The sequence below is a fragment of the Sphingobacterium sp. UBA7855 genome, from assembly GCA_002500745.1.
Taxonomy (GTDB): Bacteria; Bacteroidota; Bacteroidia; order Sphingobacteriales; family Sphingobacteriaceae; genus Sphingobacterium.
Genome location: DLST01000007.1, coordinates 236941 through 252709, shown reverse-complemented (window position 1 = coordinate 252709; position 15769 = coordinate 236941). Strand labels below are relative to the sequence as shown.

General features: G+C 41.8%; 15 protein-coding genes. 1 reads left to right on the top strand and 14 read right to left on the bottom strand.

Features of this window, described 5'->3' with window-relative positions:
* Window positions 1–16: 16 nt before the first annotated feature.
* Window positions 17–283, bottom strand: coding sequence for a hypothetical protein (locus B2107_RS05950; RefSeq protein WP_293954010.1), 267 nt, complete (start codon window positions 281–283; stop codon window positions 17–19).
* Window positions 284–562: 279 nt separating this feature from the next.
* On the opposite strand from B2107_RS05950, the gene B2107_RS05945 reads away from it, so the two are divergent.
* Window positions 563–1288, top strand: a complete 726-nt coding sequence (locus B2107_RS05945) for an acyl-[acyl-carrier-protein] thioesterase (protein WP_293954008.1) — start codon at window positions 563–565, stop codon at window positions 1286–1288.
* Between the two features lie 45 nt (window positions 1289–1333).
* On the opposite strand, the gene B2107_RS05940 is transcribed toward B2107_RS05945, so the two are convergent.
* The 13 genes from B2107_RS05940 to B2107_RS05880 all read right to left on the bottom strand — a co-directional run bounded on the left by B2107_RS05940 (window position 1334) and on the right by B2107_RS05880 (window position 15741).
* A complete protein-coding gene (locus B2107_RS05940) occupies window positions 1334–1963 on the bottom strand; it encodes a gluconate 2-dehydrogenase subunit 3 family protein (RefSeq protein ID WP_293954006.1) in 630 nt (209 codons plus the stop codon).
* Window positions 1964–1982: 19 nt separating this feature from the next.
* On the bottom strand, window positions 1983–3416 hold the full coding sequence (locus B2107_RS05935; RefSeq protein ID WP_209581027.1) for a Gfo/Idh/MocA family protein: 1434 nt from the start codon (window positions 3414–3416) through the stop codon (window positions 1983–1985).
* Window positions 3417–3435: 19 nt separating this feature from the next.
* Window positions 3436–5121, bottom strand: a complete 1686-nt coding sequence (locus B2107_RS05930; protein ID WP_293954004.1) for a GMC oxidoreductase — start codon at window positions 5119–5121, stop codon at window positions 3436–3438.
* 43 nt (window positions 5122–5164) lie between these two features.
* Window positions 5165–6409 (bottom strand): nucleoside permease, encoded by a 1245-nt coding sequence (locus B2107_RS05925; RefSeq protein ID WP_293954081.1) that lies wholly within the window; start codon window positions 6407–6409, stop codon window positions 5165–5167.
* A 96-nt stretch (window positions 6410–6505) separates the two neighbouring features.
* On the bottom strand, window positions 6506–7429 hold the full coding sequence (locus tag B2107_RS05920) for a hydroxypyruvate isomerase family protein (RefSeq protein WP_293954002.1): 924 nt from the start codon (window positions 7427–7429) through the stop codon (window positions 6506–6508).
* A 16-nt stretch (window positions 7430–7445) separates the two neighbouring features.
* Window positions 7446–8468 carry an FAD:protein FMN transferase gene (locus B2107_RS05915; RefSeq protein ID WP_293954000.1) on the bottom strand — a complete coding sequence of 341 codons (1023 nt, stop codon included), beginning with the start codon at window positions 8466–8468 and terminating at the stop codon, window positions 7446–7448.
* A 12-nt stretch (window positions 8469–8480) separates the two neighbouring features.
* A complete protein-coding gene (locus B2107_RS05910; RefSeq protein WP_293953998.1) occupies window positions 8481–9794 on the bottom strand; it encodes a Gfo/Idh/MocA family oxidoreductase in 1314 nt (437 codons plus the stop codon).
* Between the two features lie 27 nt (window positions 9795–9821).
* Entirely contained in the window at window positions 9822–10790 is a 969-nt protein-coding gene (locus tag B2107_RS05905; protein ID WP_293953996.1) for a formylglycine-generating enzyme family protein, read from the bottom strand.
* Between the two features lie 280 nt (window positions 10791–11070).
* A complete protein-coding gene (locus B2107_RS05900; RefSeq protein ID WP_293953994.1) occupies window positions 11071–11661 on the bottom strand; it encodes a hypothetical protein in 591 nt (196 codons plus the stop codon).
* Between the two features lie 5 nt (window positions 11662–11666).
* A complete protein-coding gene (locus B2107_RS05895; RefSeq protein ID WP_293953992.1) occupies window positions 11667–12410 on the bottom strand; it encodes a hypothetical protein in 744 nt (247 codons plus the stop codon).
* A 508-nt stretch (window positions 12411–12918) separates the two neighbouring features.
* Window positions 12919–13182 (bottom strand): 50S ribosomal protein L27, encoded by a 264-nt coding sequence (rpmA, locus tag B2107_RS05890; protein WP_046672918.1) that lies wholly within the window; start codon window positions 13180–13182, stop codon window positions 12919–12921.
* A gap of 44 nt (window positions 13183–13226) precedes the next feature.
* Entirely contained in the window at window positions 13227–13538 is a 312-nt protein-coding gene (gene rplU / locus B2107_RS05885) for a 50S ribosomal protein L21 (RefSeq protein WP_028068281.1), read from the bottom strand.
* Between the two features lie 160 nt (window positions 13539–13698).
* Window positions 13699–15741 carry a M13 family metallopeptidase gene (locus tag B2107_RS05880; RefSeq protein WP_293953990.1) on the bottom strand — a complete coding sequence of 681 codons (2043 nt, stop codon included), beginning with the start codon at window positions 15739–15741 and terminating at the stop codon, window positions 13699–13701.
* Between the last annotated feature and the right edge of the window lie 28 nt (window positions 15742–15769).

Sequence of the window (15769 nt, the reverse complement as noted above, 5' to 3'; positions counted from 1 at the left end):
CCTCCGTTTTTATTACTTAATAATCAATGGCTATAATAGACTTTAATGGTATTAAAATCCCACTTTTAATCTGAATATATCTATCAGTCAACGACCACACCGTGGTCTCAATACGTTTTGGTCCGGAATCTGTCTGAAAGGCAATTTCGGTTTTGGATTTAAACTCATTTCCCAACCGAAGTGCACCTTTCAATTTATCCATAAAGGTCGCAGTCTTATCTTCAATCGCCGGGATAAATTTAAATTGAGGAATTTCCTCTTTAGCTATTAGTTGTCCAACCATAATACGAGCATTTAATGTTTAACAATAGTATTTGCGCTACATAATCAATAACGCTTTCAAGCCAATCTTATTTTATCTTCTTCTGCCATTGGCTTATCTAAATCTACCAATTCCAACTATAATAATCAATATGCTAATAGAAAACTATCATTTATTTTACAATAAAAATACGTTTGTACCTTGGAGAGCGTTCGCGTTATCTGGATAGCGTGTCATTTCATCGTATAGGGATGGCACAAGTGATTCCAATTATCTATTTTTGCGGAAAATATATGCTATATGGAACGATCTGTCTTCGAAAAAGAGTGGGAAATTAATTTCACCCAGTGCTACTCCAATGGTCGCATCCGTTTCTCCGATTTGTCTAATATCTTACAGCTCACCGCTGGAGAGCATGCCAATGTAGCGGGTTTTGGATTTAAAGAAATGGCTAAACATAACCAAACGTGGGTACTAAGCCGTATCCGAATTGAGATTGCGAGGTTACCCAAATGGATGGATATTGTCAAGGTCAAAACCTGGGTGCAGGAACTGGAAGGCGCACGCTCGACCAGAAATTTTGAAATTACAGTGAATGGGCAGACTTATGTGACAGCAAGCAGTTATTGGGCCGTCATCAATACAGTAAAAAGAAGTTCCGAAACACTGGCAATTTCGACCGAAGATTTTGTCACATATCCCGACCGTCCAGCCACTCAGCGGCCTTTTTCGAAGCTCGATATCTCCAGTACGGTCAAAAATAGGGATGAATATATCGTAAAGCTCTCCGATCTCGATATTGTCAACCACGCTAACAATGTTAAATATCTCGACTGGTGTATGGATAGATTGCCTATGGAACTTGTCTTAACCAATCAGATCCGGTCGTTGGAGATGAATTACCTTCGTGAACTACGTTATAACGATACAGTAGAAATCAATGGTGATTCTACCGATCAGGGATATTTTATGACGGTTACTAAACAGCAGCGGATCCATTTTGCCCTGGCAATCGAGACAAAATAAAAAGGAGACCATGGTCTCCTTTTATCTTTACTTTTCCAAGCTTTGTTAAGCAAATGCTTTGTCTCCTTTTTTGTATGGAAGATTACCATCAAATTTTCCGGGAATCTTCACATAGCGCAATGCCTTTGTACAGCCCAGTTCAGAGTTAAAGAAACCGGTCAACGTTAGCTGCTTAAACATGGTGAACCAATGAGGTGGATCATTATCCACATAATTGTACAATTCATTCTGTTTCTCTCTATTTTTCTCCCGAATATCTTTCTGATCTTCCGCCTGTTTTTTGTTGAACTCGTTCGCTTCTTTATCCAAGGCCGCCGCGACCGCCGTTCTATCTTCCGCCGAAAGTTCTAGGAATGGTTTCCCTTTTACTTCTTTCGATTTGTCGTCCAAACTGCCCAAGCCATCTAAAAACGCTTTTTGTTGCTTCTCTGTATAGCAGTCACGCACCATGACAGGGATAAAACTTCCTACCCCAGCTTCTTTCGCTCCCGGAGTGGCAGTTTTAGGTAAGATAGCTTCCGCTAGATCACCTAGCAAGTCGGTCGTCTTAGCTTCAAATAAGGCTTGCACATCTTTCGTTGCTGAACGTGTACAACCTTCCAAAAATAAATTAGCGCCAATAACGGTACCTCCTAAAATTAAGGCAACCCGTTGTAATGCTTCTCTTCTATTCATACTACTAAATATCTTAATTTTAGAAATTATATTTCATTTCCCAACCTTGTCTGTAATTCCGTTTTACATACTGATTGACATGATCAAAGTTTGTAACGCGCATATTATTGTTATCCCAAAGCAATTTCAGGTTACGTCCAGGATATTTGCCATCGATGCGTAAATCAGCTCCTCTGATTGCCAAATTAGCCATCAATAAAGCTTCAGTCAACGGACCGGCGATCTCAAATGGCGAACTCACCTCTTTCTTACCGTATCCAGCCTGACAAGCTTCTACCCATTGTGCATAGTGTCCACTTTCTTGTCCGGGTACACGCGCATACTTTTGGGCAATTTGTTCTTTTCTCGACGTTGGTAATAAACGTGCATTCTGTCCATAAGTATCAGCAAGGATTTTTCCCTTTGTACCGACAAGTAAGATACCATTACCACCATCACCAAAAATTTCGTTTGGACCTAATTCATCCGGACGAGCGGGCTGAATACCACCGTCCATCCAGTGTAATGTGACAGGGCCATTAGTACGCGGTGTTTTCGGGAATGTTAATGTTGCATGGCTTGACGGCGGACAGCTTTCCGGAAAATATCCGCGTTTGAACTCATCCACATATACCGAACCTACAGTTGCTTGTACATCCTGTACATAGGTAAGCCCTAAGGTACTGAAAGGCACTTCCAACAAGTGACAGCCCATATCGCCCAATGCACCGGTACCATAATCCCACCAGCCGCGCCAGTTGAAAGGCACCAATTTGTCGACATATTCTTTGTAAGGAGCAGTACCTAACCAAAGATCCCAATCCAGTTCTTTCGGAATCTCAGCTTTACCTGTAGGCCAAGCAATTCCCGAAGGCCATACTGGACGGTCTGTCCAACAATATACTGTATGTACATCACCAATAAGACCAGCTTCGTACCATTCACGGACAAAACGTGGTCCATCATTGGATGCCCCTTGATTTCCCATTTGGGTAACTACTTTATATTTCTTTGCGGCATGCGTCAATGCTCTGGCTTCCCAAACATCGTGTGTCAGCGGTTTTTGAACATACACGTGTTTACCTAACTGCATAGCTGCAAGCGCCTGAATTGCATGTTGGTGATCTGGAGTCGAAACAGAAACAGCTTCAATACGTTTGTGCTCCTTATCCAGCATCTCGCGATAGTCTTTATAATATTTTGCCTTCGGGTACCGTTTTAATGCACCGGCCGCACGACGGTCGTCCACATCACACAAGAAAGCCAGATCTGCTTTCCCTGAATCGTGAAACGCATTGATGTCGCTAAAACCTTTGCCTCCTACACCGATACCTGCTACTTGTAATTTGTCACTTGGAGCTGTAAAGCCATTTCCGCCCAATACATGGCGAGGGACGATCATAAAAGCCGCCGCAGCGGTCGCGGCACTCTTTATAAAACCTCTTCTACTCGTCTTATTTGCGTTATTTTCCATTGTTATGAATCTTTAGCTGTTAGATGTTACCTTTTTTCAATTCACTTACTGCAAAGTCAACTGCACGAGCAGTAAGCGCCATGTACGTTAATGAAGGGTTGACACAACCTGCAGAAGTCATACAAGCACCATCAGTCACAAAGACGTTCAATGCATCCCACACTTGGTTGTTACCATTTAAGACGGAAGTTTTTGGATCACGTCCCATACGGGCAGTCCCCATCTCGTGGATACCTTGACCAAAGCCATATACATTATCGTAGGTATAGATATCTTTCACACCAACTTTTTCCAACATTTCTTTCATCTCATTCTGCATGTCACCACGCATCTTCAATTCATTATCCTTGATCTCCGCGTCAAATGACAATACAGGTAATCCCCATTTATCTTTTTTGCTTTTATCAAGCGTAACTTTATTTTCGTGGTAAGGTAACGTTTCTCCGAAAGCGGTAAAACCTACGGTCCAATCACCTGGCTCACAGATGGCATCTTTCCATGCACCCCCCACTTCCATCTCGGCAACAGCACCAGACCAACGTCCGCGACCTGCCGCACCTTGGTATCCGAATCCACGAACATAATCACGTTTTTTGGTATCACCTTCTACGTTTACAAAACGAGGTACATACAAACCTGTCGGTCTCCGGCCATACACATAGCTATCCAAATAACCATCAATCTTACCTCCGGCACCACAACGGAAATGGTGATCCATCAGGTTATGCCCCAATTCGCCACTGCTGCTACCCAGACCGCCTTCCCAAACATCTGTGGCAGAATTCATCAATACCCATGTTGAGTTCAATGCAGATGCACAAACAAAGATGACCTTTGCGAAAAATTCATAGGTTTGATTTGTTTCAGCGTCGACAATTTCTACACCTTTTGCCTTTTTCGTGTTTTTATCGTAGATAATTTTAGTTACGATGGAAAAAGGGCGTAATGTCAAGTTATTTGTTTTTTTCGCTGCAGGAAGAGTCGCCGACTGTGTACTGAAGTAGGCACCAAAGTTACAACCCAACCAACATTGATTTTGATATTGACAGTTTACACGGTCGTGATGCGGAACAGTAATGTTTGCCGTTCTACCCATGATGAAATGACGTTGACCGCCGTATTGTTTTTTCAAACGCTCCGCTAAGTCTTTTTCAACAATATTCATCGCCATTGCAGGCATGTAGTCTCCATCTGGCAAAGATGGTACACCGTCACGATTACCGGAGATACCAGCAAATTTCTCCGCATAACTATACCAAGGGGCAATTTCATTATAACGAATTGGCCAGTCTACACCGTGACCGTCTTTTAAGTTCGCTTCGAAATCCAAATCGCCTAAACGATAAGATTGTCTTCCCCACATCAGCGATCTACCGCCAACATGATACCCACGGTACCAATCAAAACGTTTGACTTCGGTATAAGGGCTCTCCTTTTCATTTACCCAAAAATCCAGGTTTTTTTCGTTCAATGGGTAATCTCTACGCAAAACCGGATACTCTTCGATCATTTTTTGCGTACGACCGCCAGCATGTGGCCATTCCCATGGATTTTTATTTGGCGCAGTATAATCTTTGATGTGTTCGATGTTACGACCACGCTCCAGCATAATTGTTTTCAGCCCTTTCTCTGTCAATTCTTTCGCAGCCCATCCACCACTTATCCCCGAACCGATTACAATTGCGTCATAAGTATTTGTTGCCATCTCTCTTCTAATTATTTGTTTTTTTAAATAGTTATTTTTCTGTTTAGTGTGCAGCATTTGTACTATCGATCTTTTCGTCCTTAAAAAGGGCTAGAAAGATAAAGAATACCACCGCTGCAATAATTGCTGGTACAACCCAGGTATGATTCCAAAATCCTGCTAGGTCAGTTGCCTTCAAATCTTTGTACTTGTCGCCGACATAACTAGCAACCCAGAAGCCGATCAGCTGTCCAACGCCATAGGTTGCCAAAGTAATCAAACCCTGTGCCGCTGATTTGTATTTAACACCCGCTTTGCTATCTGTATAAATCTGACCGGAAACAAAGAAAAAGTCATAACAGATACCATGCAATGCAATACCGATCAATAACATGAACGATAACTCGCCCGCATTGCCATAAGCAAATAACAGGTAGCGGATTACCCAAGCAAGCATCCCCACAAGGATTGTTTTCTTAAAGCCAAATCGTGTAAAGAAAATTGGCAAAGCCAATAAGAACAATACTTCCGATGCCTGACCGATAGTCATCTTACCCGTTGGATTTTCCAAACCTATCTCTGAAAGGAATAAATTTGCATTTGAGTAATAAAAGGCCAATGGAATACAGATCAATACCGAAGAAATGAAAAAGATAAAAAAGTTTTTGTCTTTCAATAATTTAATCGCATCCAGGCCAATGATTGATGCAAAGGATGGTTTTTCGTTTTCATCCAATTTAACCGGCGGCGTTTTAGGCAATGCAAACGAGAATACCCCAAGTACCAATGAAGCAGCCCCTGACATTAAAAATGTATTTTTCAAAGCACCCTCTGATGCTGCTGCATCCCATCTAAAGATATAACTGATTGCTAAACCTGCTACGATCCAACCAATTGTTCCCCAGATGCGTATACCTGAGAATTGTTTTTCCGGATTGGTCAATTGCCTAAAGGAAACTGAACTAGCCAAAGCCAACGTTGGCATATAAAGCACCATATAAGCCAATACATACGGATAAAAAGTAGCCATGTCTGCAGCACCATACATTTGGTACATCAATACTGCGCCCACCAAGTGTAAAACACCCAAAATACGCTCCGCATTAAAATAGCGGTCGGCAATCATTCCGACAATAAAAGGGGCGATAATTGCTCCCAATGATTGTGTTGAAAATACATTAGCCATTTCAAAGTCCGTTGCATGTAGATTTTTGCTCAAGAAAGTACCTAATGTCACAAACCATCCCCCCCAAATAAAAAATTCGAGGAACATCATGAAGGATAGTTTAAATTTTATTGTTGATGAAATCATAAAAAAAAATGGTGTTTTACAATACTACTAATTGGTTTTACCTGCTCAATTTAAGAAATTAAATCTAATTGTCAATAGTACACTATTAAAATATTACAAAAAGCTATCCACCTCGCGATACGCTGCCACCAAGCGATCCTCACCTTCTTTACCTGGCTTGGATATACCATGTTCCATCCCCATGATACCCTTATATCCCTTACTGTGAATATGTTTGAATACGTTCTTGTAATTAATTTCGCCCGTAGTTGGCTCTTTTCTACCCGGGTTATCACCGATCTGTATGTAGGCAATTTCGTCCCAACAACGATTCATATTGGCAATTAAATCACCTTCGGTACGCTGCATATGATAGATATCATATAAAATTTTACAGGACGGACTGTTCACAGCCTTACATAAGGCATACGTCTCATGTGTCTGCTGCAAAAACAAATCTGGTGTATCACTTAAAGTTTCCAATACCATTACCAAACCATGCGGCTCAAAGATTTCGGCGCCTTTGCGCATCGCTGTTAGGATATTGCTAAACTGATTGCCCCAGGGAAGTCTACGTTCATAAAATCCGGGCACTACAGTGACCCATTTCGCATGGCAATATTTGGCAGCTTCTACAGACTTCTTGCAGGTTTCGACAAACTTGTCCAAATACTCTTGTTTGCCGGTCGCCAATGATGGCATCCAGTTTTGGCCGCCGTCCACCACAAATACGCCCATCGTCATACCCAGCTTGGCCAACTGATCACCGATCTTTTTCTGCTCATCCAAAGTTCTCCCTAAAAAACCATTATCTTCAATCCCACGAAAACCCAAATCATACATATAACGAATTTCATCGAGAAAATTATCCCCAGCGTGGTTTTTGAACATCCCCTGATGCGGGGCATAATTTAAGTTGAATGTTTTACCTTTATCCATCGTATTTGCTGTATGTTGAGTTGTTGACGCAAAAGTCTGTCCAGCCAGTCCTGCCCCAGCGGCCAAAAGACTACCTTTAATAAAATCCGATCTCTTCATTTTATTTTATAATTGATTAATTTTTAAATAATTTACCAAATCCCTCCGAATAAATCGTTTGAATGGTTTGATTTTTATCTTTAAAAATGACAAATACTGCCACATCTTTAAATTTTTTGGCTTCTGTCATCACTTTATCGGGTTCCATGCCCATAAAATAATTATCCAGTGCATCTGCTTCCATCGCAGTTTTTGCATAGACGCTGACACTTAGGATATCGCTCGTATATGGAAAACCTGAAACGGGATCGATATGGTGTCCCAATTTTTTCCCTTTATATTGAATATACTTTTCGAAACTACCAGCCGTGGTCAGGGCACCCGCTCTCAGCTGCGCCACAGCAGTAATCAATTCTTCACCGCCAGTATCATCAGGCTGAACGATACCAATGGAAAACCCCTGCCCCGCAGGTGGCGTACCCGAAGCCCTAATTTCACCACCGACCTCAACGATATAATTGACAATTCCCTTTCGCTCAAGATAGTCCGCCAAAAAATCGACCGTATAGCCCTGTGCAATACCATTGACATCGATTTTAACGCCCTTTTTCTTCTTGATCAGCCGATTCCCGCTCACCTTCAAATACTGCATGCCAACAAGTTCCTTCACTCGCAATACCGTCGCCGAATCTGGGGCTGCGACACTCTTATATGCACCAAAGCCCCAAAGGTTGACCAACGGGGCAATCGTAATATCAAATTGACCATGTGATAATTTATGATACTTAAAAGAAGCTTTTATCACCTTGGCCATGTGGTTATCCATGACAATAGACTTAACCGAATCGGTATTGAACTGAGATATTTTCGAGTCTTTGCGATAGATTGACATCGACAAATCAATGGCCGTCAATATACTATCAACTTCCGACCGTCTCAAGAGACTGTCGGAAGCAAAATAAGTGATATGGAATTGTGTCCCCTGTGCGGGCCCTTCCAGCTTAAATTTGTGTAATTCAGGCAACGGAATTTGCGCCTGTACATGCATGCGACAAACGATACTAAAAAATAGGATGCACACATAACACTTTAATTCCATCAGCCTAAAAGCTTAAATATAAAGGTTTGTATTTTGGCCAGGCACTGCCACTGGATAAAAGCCCTCTGCATCGGGCAGCAATTTTGGTTTTGCATCCCACGCGAGTACATCCGGCCCCAATTTAATGGTCGATTTCAATGCCTCGTCCCACTTGATTACCTTACCTGTGTAACAAGCAATACGTCCGATGATACCGGTCAATGTACTGTAAGCACCGTATTCAGCATTATCAAATTTATATTCCCCTTTAGAAATGGCCGCAAAAAGTTCTTTATGTTCTTGCTGATAGGGATTTGGATTCCCTTTCGGGTCGTGCCGATAGATTTCTTTTCCTTTCCAGTCGTACAACACAGCCTGTCCCCCCGCAGAGAGATACGCACGTCCTTTGGTTGCCTGGAATTGTTCGTCAACCCGGTTATGAATGCCTTCAAAGTGTCTGCACTGGCTATAGACAACACTGTTATCGGCATAAGTCAACTCTAATGCAAAGTTATCGTATATTTCGCCATACTCTTTACCGGTACGATGCGCCCTACTTCCGGTGCCTTGAATCGATACCGGATAAGCTACTTTTACCCAGTTGGCAATATCGATATTGTGCACATGCTGTTCGACGATATGGTCACCGCACAACCAGTTGAAATAATACCAGTTACGCATTTGATATTCCATTTCTGTCTGTTCCGGTTTGCGTGGACGCACCCATACACCGCCCGAGTTCCAATATACTTGTCCCGATGTCACATCACCGATGGCACCTTCTTGGATACGTTTGATAGCCTCCCGGTAATTTGTTTGATAACGGCGTTGCAAACCCACAACAACATTCAGTTTTTTGCGCTTTGCTTCTGCCGCTGCCCGCAACACCTGTTGCACCCCCGGGATATCAACGGCGACGGGTTTTTCCATGAAAACATGCTTACCCTGACGGACTGCTTCCTCGAAATGTGTCGGCCTAAACCCCGGCGGCGTCGCTAAGATAACCACATCTGCCAATTGAATTGCATCTTTATAAGCATCAAATCCGACAAATTTATGGTTGTCGCTCACATCGATCTTATCTTGCCATTTTTCTTTGAGGGTATTATAAGTACTATCTAAATTATCTTTAAAGGCATCGGCCAACGCGACAACCTTGATGTTCATTCCTGAGCTCAGTGCATCGAAAGTGGCTCCTGTTCCCCGGCCCCCGCAGCCGACTAAGGCAACTTTGATGACGTCCGAACCTGCAGCATAGGCACCCGATAGCGGTAACGAACTCAACATTGCGCCACCCGCCACTACGGCAGAAGTTTTAATAAAATCTCTTCTTTCTAGATTCTCCATAACAGTTTTATATTGATTATTTTATTTTTAAAAATCTTTAATTGGTTTTTTATCATAATACGCCATAATCTCCTCATGGCTAGGCGGATTAGCCGGTCTTACCAATCGCAATCCGACAAAAGGTGCTTCCGGAAACCACCAGTTACTTTTTGGTACTTGCGGATCCAGTTGCTTCCATACTGGATCTGAAGCTCCCCGAGCCGCCGAACGAAGGTCATCAGCCGCGCTATCGAATGCACCACCACGGACAACATGTGGATAGAGGGTAGTCGGCAACACTACCGGGTTGGTCAACACCTTTCCCGTACCTTCGCTGTAGCTATCGGCTTTATATTGGTCGTAAGTCCACTCCGCTACATTGCCATAAATATCATAAAGCCCCCAGGGGTTTGGCTTCTTTTGTCCGACAACATGTGTTTTCTCTTCCGCATTTTCTTTAAACCAAGCATAATCTGCTAGTTGCGTTGCTTGATCACCGAAAAAATACGCCGTCTTGGAACCTGCTCTGGCAGCATACTCCCACTCCGCCTCTGTGGGCAAACGATAAAACACGCCGGTACGCACATATAGCCATTTACAGAATTGGATGGCATTGTAATGCGTCATTGCCAGCGCTGGATGTCCTTCTTTCCCAAAACCAAAAGTCATATCCAAATACGGCTTGGTAGGACGAGTAACAGCATCGATTTCTTTACTTATTTGGCCGTCCTTACTCTTTGCAATTTCATAGTCTTTATAGAGAAATGGCTCAAACAGATCCCATGTTACTTCATATTGACCCATCCAAAATGGATCCAATTTCACCTCATGTGCAGGCTTTTCATCCACCTTACCTCCACTCGTGCTTCCCATTTTAAAGCTACCACCTGGGATGGCGAGCATTTTAAATGTCAAATTAGTTCCTTCAATAGACTGCTCGTAAGGCTCAAAGGTCTTTTGCGCCATAGCATGCACACCAGTCAATAATAAAACAGGAATAAAGATTTTTTTAAACATATTTAGGTTTGTAATTAAAGACTAAAATATAAAATAAGGTGTATACTTTACACTTTGACACTATAACTTTTTTATTACAGTTTAATTCTTCACATAATAGTCTATTTGTAATAACGGTTTAGCAAAATCATTCCCTACAATCTCCCCCACTTCAACTAGGCTCACAGTTTTAAACGCAAATGCTAAACTGCCTTTAACCGATCCATTGTCTGCCGAACAAACAAAAAAGGTTTTCCACTTTCATGAAAAACCTTATTATCTTATCGCTTACACCGATACGCTAAAGTAGGATCTTGCGGCTTACCGCTTTATCTATGGTAATATAGCCCGGATAGAAAACAGATTGACCAGCGATATTGATTGAAGGTTTCACTTTTAACGTGAATATTCCTTTTTTATTTTCATCGCTTGACATTAAAAAATCCTGTAGATCCGAATTTTTCAACAAATCGTAGATATTGGTTGCTATACGTACATTAGCGATCGTAGATTGTCCGGGTTCTATTTGTAAGGATTGATTGACAATACCTTCAACAAGCTGCTGCCCACCGTAAAGAATGATATACTGGAATTTATTAATAGACGCTTTCTTAAGCGTCGGATTATCTATTTTAAGCCGGATAACAGCGTCTAAGGGAATATCTTTCCGAAGATACGCCAATGCTAAGCTTGGCGCTGCCCCTAAGTCAATCTGATTATTTCTGATCAGTCGTTGCAGCGATGTCCCTGCCAAGCGGATACTATCCACCGATTCTACATCGAACTTACATTTCGCCAAGTTCTCGATCTGCGCTTTTTGCCGATTTATTCCACAGCCGGATATAAACACACCCAGCACTACAAAAAACGCCAATAATATTTTCTTGTTCATAGCCGCTATTTTCCTCCAAATTTATATAAAACTCCCAACGTAAACAATGGATAACCTGCTTTTAAATAGGTATTACTTTTTAGACCGAAAACCATACCATTTGTATATTGCAGCTTCCACCCTTTTCCAAGCCCCATCCGGGTATAAAATACAGGCTCGACCAGCATATTTTCTTCTTTTTCTGCCGGAAGGCCATCGATGGCAAAATTCTTCATGCGCATATTACTGAGACGGATGATGGTACCATAATCGATGTCATGCCGGTTACCAAATAGTTTCAGGGCATCCTTTTTTTCTGATGAAAAATTGACCTGCACAAATACTTTGTCAAAATCCATATCCTTCGTTTCCACAATAGCCTGTCCCATGGTCGATGAACGCTTATCTAGTACATTCGTATTGCCCACCCCATAACCGCCATAAACCTCAAATACGCGGTTATTTTTACGGCCAAACCGTGTATAATAGCCTATTCCCGCTTCTCCCATTTTTTGCGCATAGTCTTTGATATTGGATCTACTGTCCACATAAGAACCGTTGGCAATCACCGCCACGTGATCTGTGACCGCGACACCGAGGTTGGCCGATACATTAGCTTTGGTATTAATATTACCCGAAACATACACTTCCCCAGCTTCTGTAAACATTGGCGCGGATGGCACATTGGGCATATAAATGGAACTACAGGAATAGAATGAACAGGCAAATAATCCAGCGCACATACCATATCCCAACTTATTGTATTTCATATGTAAGTATTTATTCGTTCTTGTCTGCATGATATGGACACATAAATGCATCACATTACGCGCTGTTATTGGTATAAAATAGCTATTATCATCTCGTCTACACACGCATATCGTATCCAGATATATAAATTAAGCGGGCTTCGCTGCTACTGCTTGTAAATTTCTGTTCAATCTGTGTCGATATTTCATCAATTGGCGTTTATTTTAAAACACTAATAGTTTATAAAAATTGTACCAAAGCAGTTACATTTAACAGAAAATAACAATTTAAATCTGTTTAAAAATTTAAACAGTTCATTATCAAGCCAGACGATATAGCCTACGGCGGGATGAGACATTTGAATAGCGCTATGCTGCAACCAAACGTTTTAAGATGGTGTCAGTACATTATTGCGACAGCTGTAGAGCCGGCCAGTGGCGACCGCAGGCATGAGGAATAAGCAGATAAGTAGTAAAAATAAAAAAGGCATCAATTTCTTGATGCCTCTTCAAATATTGTTGCATAACCTTATGCTTGTTCTGTAGGAACTACAGATACATAAGATTTATTGTTAGCTTTTTTACGGAAAACTACTTTACCGTCTACTAAAGCGAACAATGTGTGGTCTTTACCAATACCAACATTTGTGTCGGGATTGTGTTGTGTACCGCGTTGGCGTACGATGATGTTACCAGCGATTGCTTGTTGACCACCGAAGATTTTGATACCTAAACGCTTGCTATGTGACTCACGGCCGTTCTTCGAACTACCCGCACCTTTTTTGTGTGCCATTTCTTTATCTTAATTTAAGACTGTTTGTCTGATTAAAAATTCAATTATAACGTAATACCAGTGATCTGGATTTTAGAAAATTGTTGACGGTGACCGTTTTTCTTTTTGTAGCCTTTACGACGTTTTTTCTTGAAAACGATAACTTTATCGCCTTTTAAATGAGACAAAATTTTAGCCGAAACTTTTGCACCAGCAACGCTAGGTGTACCAATGGTAAATTTACCACCGTCTTCTGCTAACAATACATTGTCAAATTCAATACTAGCGCCTTCATCTCCTTGTAAACGGTGTACAAAAAGGAACTGGTCTTTTGCAACTTTAAATTGCTGTCCTGCTATATTTACTATTGCGTACATTGTTAATTAATTAAATGTGTTATTAAATGAAGGGCAAAAGTAATCAGTTTTTCTCACAATTCAAAGACAAATTTATATTTTCATTTCTACTTAAACGTTATTTTTTGCATAGTATTGCCCTAAGGAGCATCAAGACAATACCATTCGTCCCCAAAAGTTATTACCAAACCAAAACTCTCTTCTCGGGTGCCACATACATTTTTGCCGTGGGCTGTATATTAAATGCCTTATAGAAAGCCTCCATATTATACACGGGGCCATTTACGCGAAATTGTTCGGGGCTATGCGGATCGACTTTTAAGCGCAAACGCATTCTTTCATCACTACTCTTTACGCGCCACATCTGCGCGAAACTCAGGAAGAAGCGTTGATCCGGTGTAAAACCATCGATTTTCTCTTGCCCCTGCCCTTGCTTGGTCAATTTAAAGGCGTCATAGGCAATATTGAGCCCTCCAATATCAGCGAGATTTTCGCCCAGCGTGAGTTCACCATTCACATGTTGATTGTCCAACAAAGTGAAACTACTGTATAACTTCGCTACGTGATTGGCCCTTTCTGTAAACTGCTTTGCATCGACCGCAGTCCACCAATCGGTCAAATTACCATCTTTATCATATTGACGTCCCTGATCATCAAAGCCGTGGGTCATCTCGTGACCGATAACGGCGCCAATAGCGCCATAGTTTACGGCGTCGTCAGCGTTCACATCAAAAAATGGAAATTGCAATATCCCAGCTGGAAATACAATTTCGTTGTAAGGCGGATTATAGTATGCATTTACCGTAGGTGTTGTCATCAGCCATTCCGACTTGTCAACCGGTTTACCGATTTTGCCTACCATTTCTTTATAAGCATGTTTTGCTGCAGACTGTAAATTGGCATAATAGGTATCTTTAGCCACTTCCACGTCCTTATAATCTTTCCATTTTTCGGGGTAACCGATTTTCTTGGTGAAGGCCTCCAATTTTTCGATTGCTTTCTTCTTGGTCTCCGGTGTCATCCAGTCCAATTGCTCGATGCGGCTTTTATACACCTTTTGCAGGTTGTCGACCAGTTCAAGCATCCGTTTCTTTGCTTCAGGTTTAAAATACTCATCCACATATAACTTTCCGACAATCTCCCCCAAGTTTTGATCTGCGGAGCTTACCATTAATTTCCAGCGTTCTTTCTCCTGCCGCTGACCATTCAATATTTTTCCAAACAACTCAAATTTAGCCTCCCGAAATTCCTTGCTCAAAGCGTCAGCAGAAGCATTCGCTAAATCTGCTTTTAGCTTTGTCTTCCAGACCTCTAGCGATTGTGATTTCAACAAATTATTTAAAGCAATATAACATTTAGGCTGCTGCACAAGGATGGTATCGGTTTTGATATCCAAGCGATTTAGGATATCTTTCCAGTTAAGATTTGGGGTCTGCTTTTGGAAATCCTGCACCGCAAATTTATGATAATTTTTAACGGGATCACGCAATTCTACTGGCGTCGCATGCGATTTGGCGATAGCGGTTTCCAGCTGAAGTACGTCCTCTGCCAATCTTTGTGCGTTGGCTCCCTCTCCGATCAATCCAAACAATTTAACCAGATAAGCCACATAAGCCTTTCTGATGTTCTTTGCTTTATCATCCTGATCGAGGTAATAACTTGCTTCAGGCAGATTAAGTCCGCCCTGAAAAAATTGCAATGCATTTTTCGTACTGATCCGATCATCTGCAGCGACATAAAACGTAAAGAGATCACCATCACCCTCCTTAAATCCATCTGCGGCATACGCAATCAGTTCATCGATGCTTTTCAGTCCATTGATTTTCTGGATTGCTCCTTCGATCGGCTTTGCGCCCAACTTATCGATGGTCACGGTATCCATGCCACTCGCATAGAAATCGCCTGCCTTTTGCTGATCGGACCCCTTCTTATTAGCTCCTTTTGCAGCGTTTTCCAAAACCGATCGGAGCTTCTCCAAATTTTCATTCTCCAGTATGTAAAACGACCCCCATCCTGTTTCAGATGCCGGAATCTGGGTATTTTTCATCCAGGCTCCATTCGCATACTCAAAAAAATTATCCCCTGGATGCACCGTGGTATCCATTCCCGAAACATCAAAAAAATTGGTCCGGACCGTTTGAGCTGTATCGCTTTTCTTATTTGACTGACATGACATGATCATGAAAACGATCGACAGCGTTCCCCACTTGACTTTTTGTATCATATTTTAATAAATTAAAAGCATATTTAAA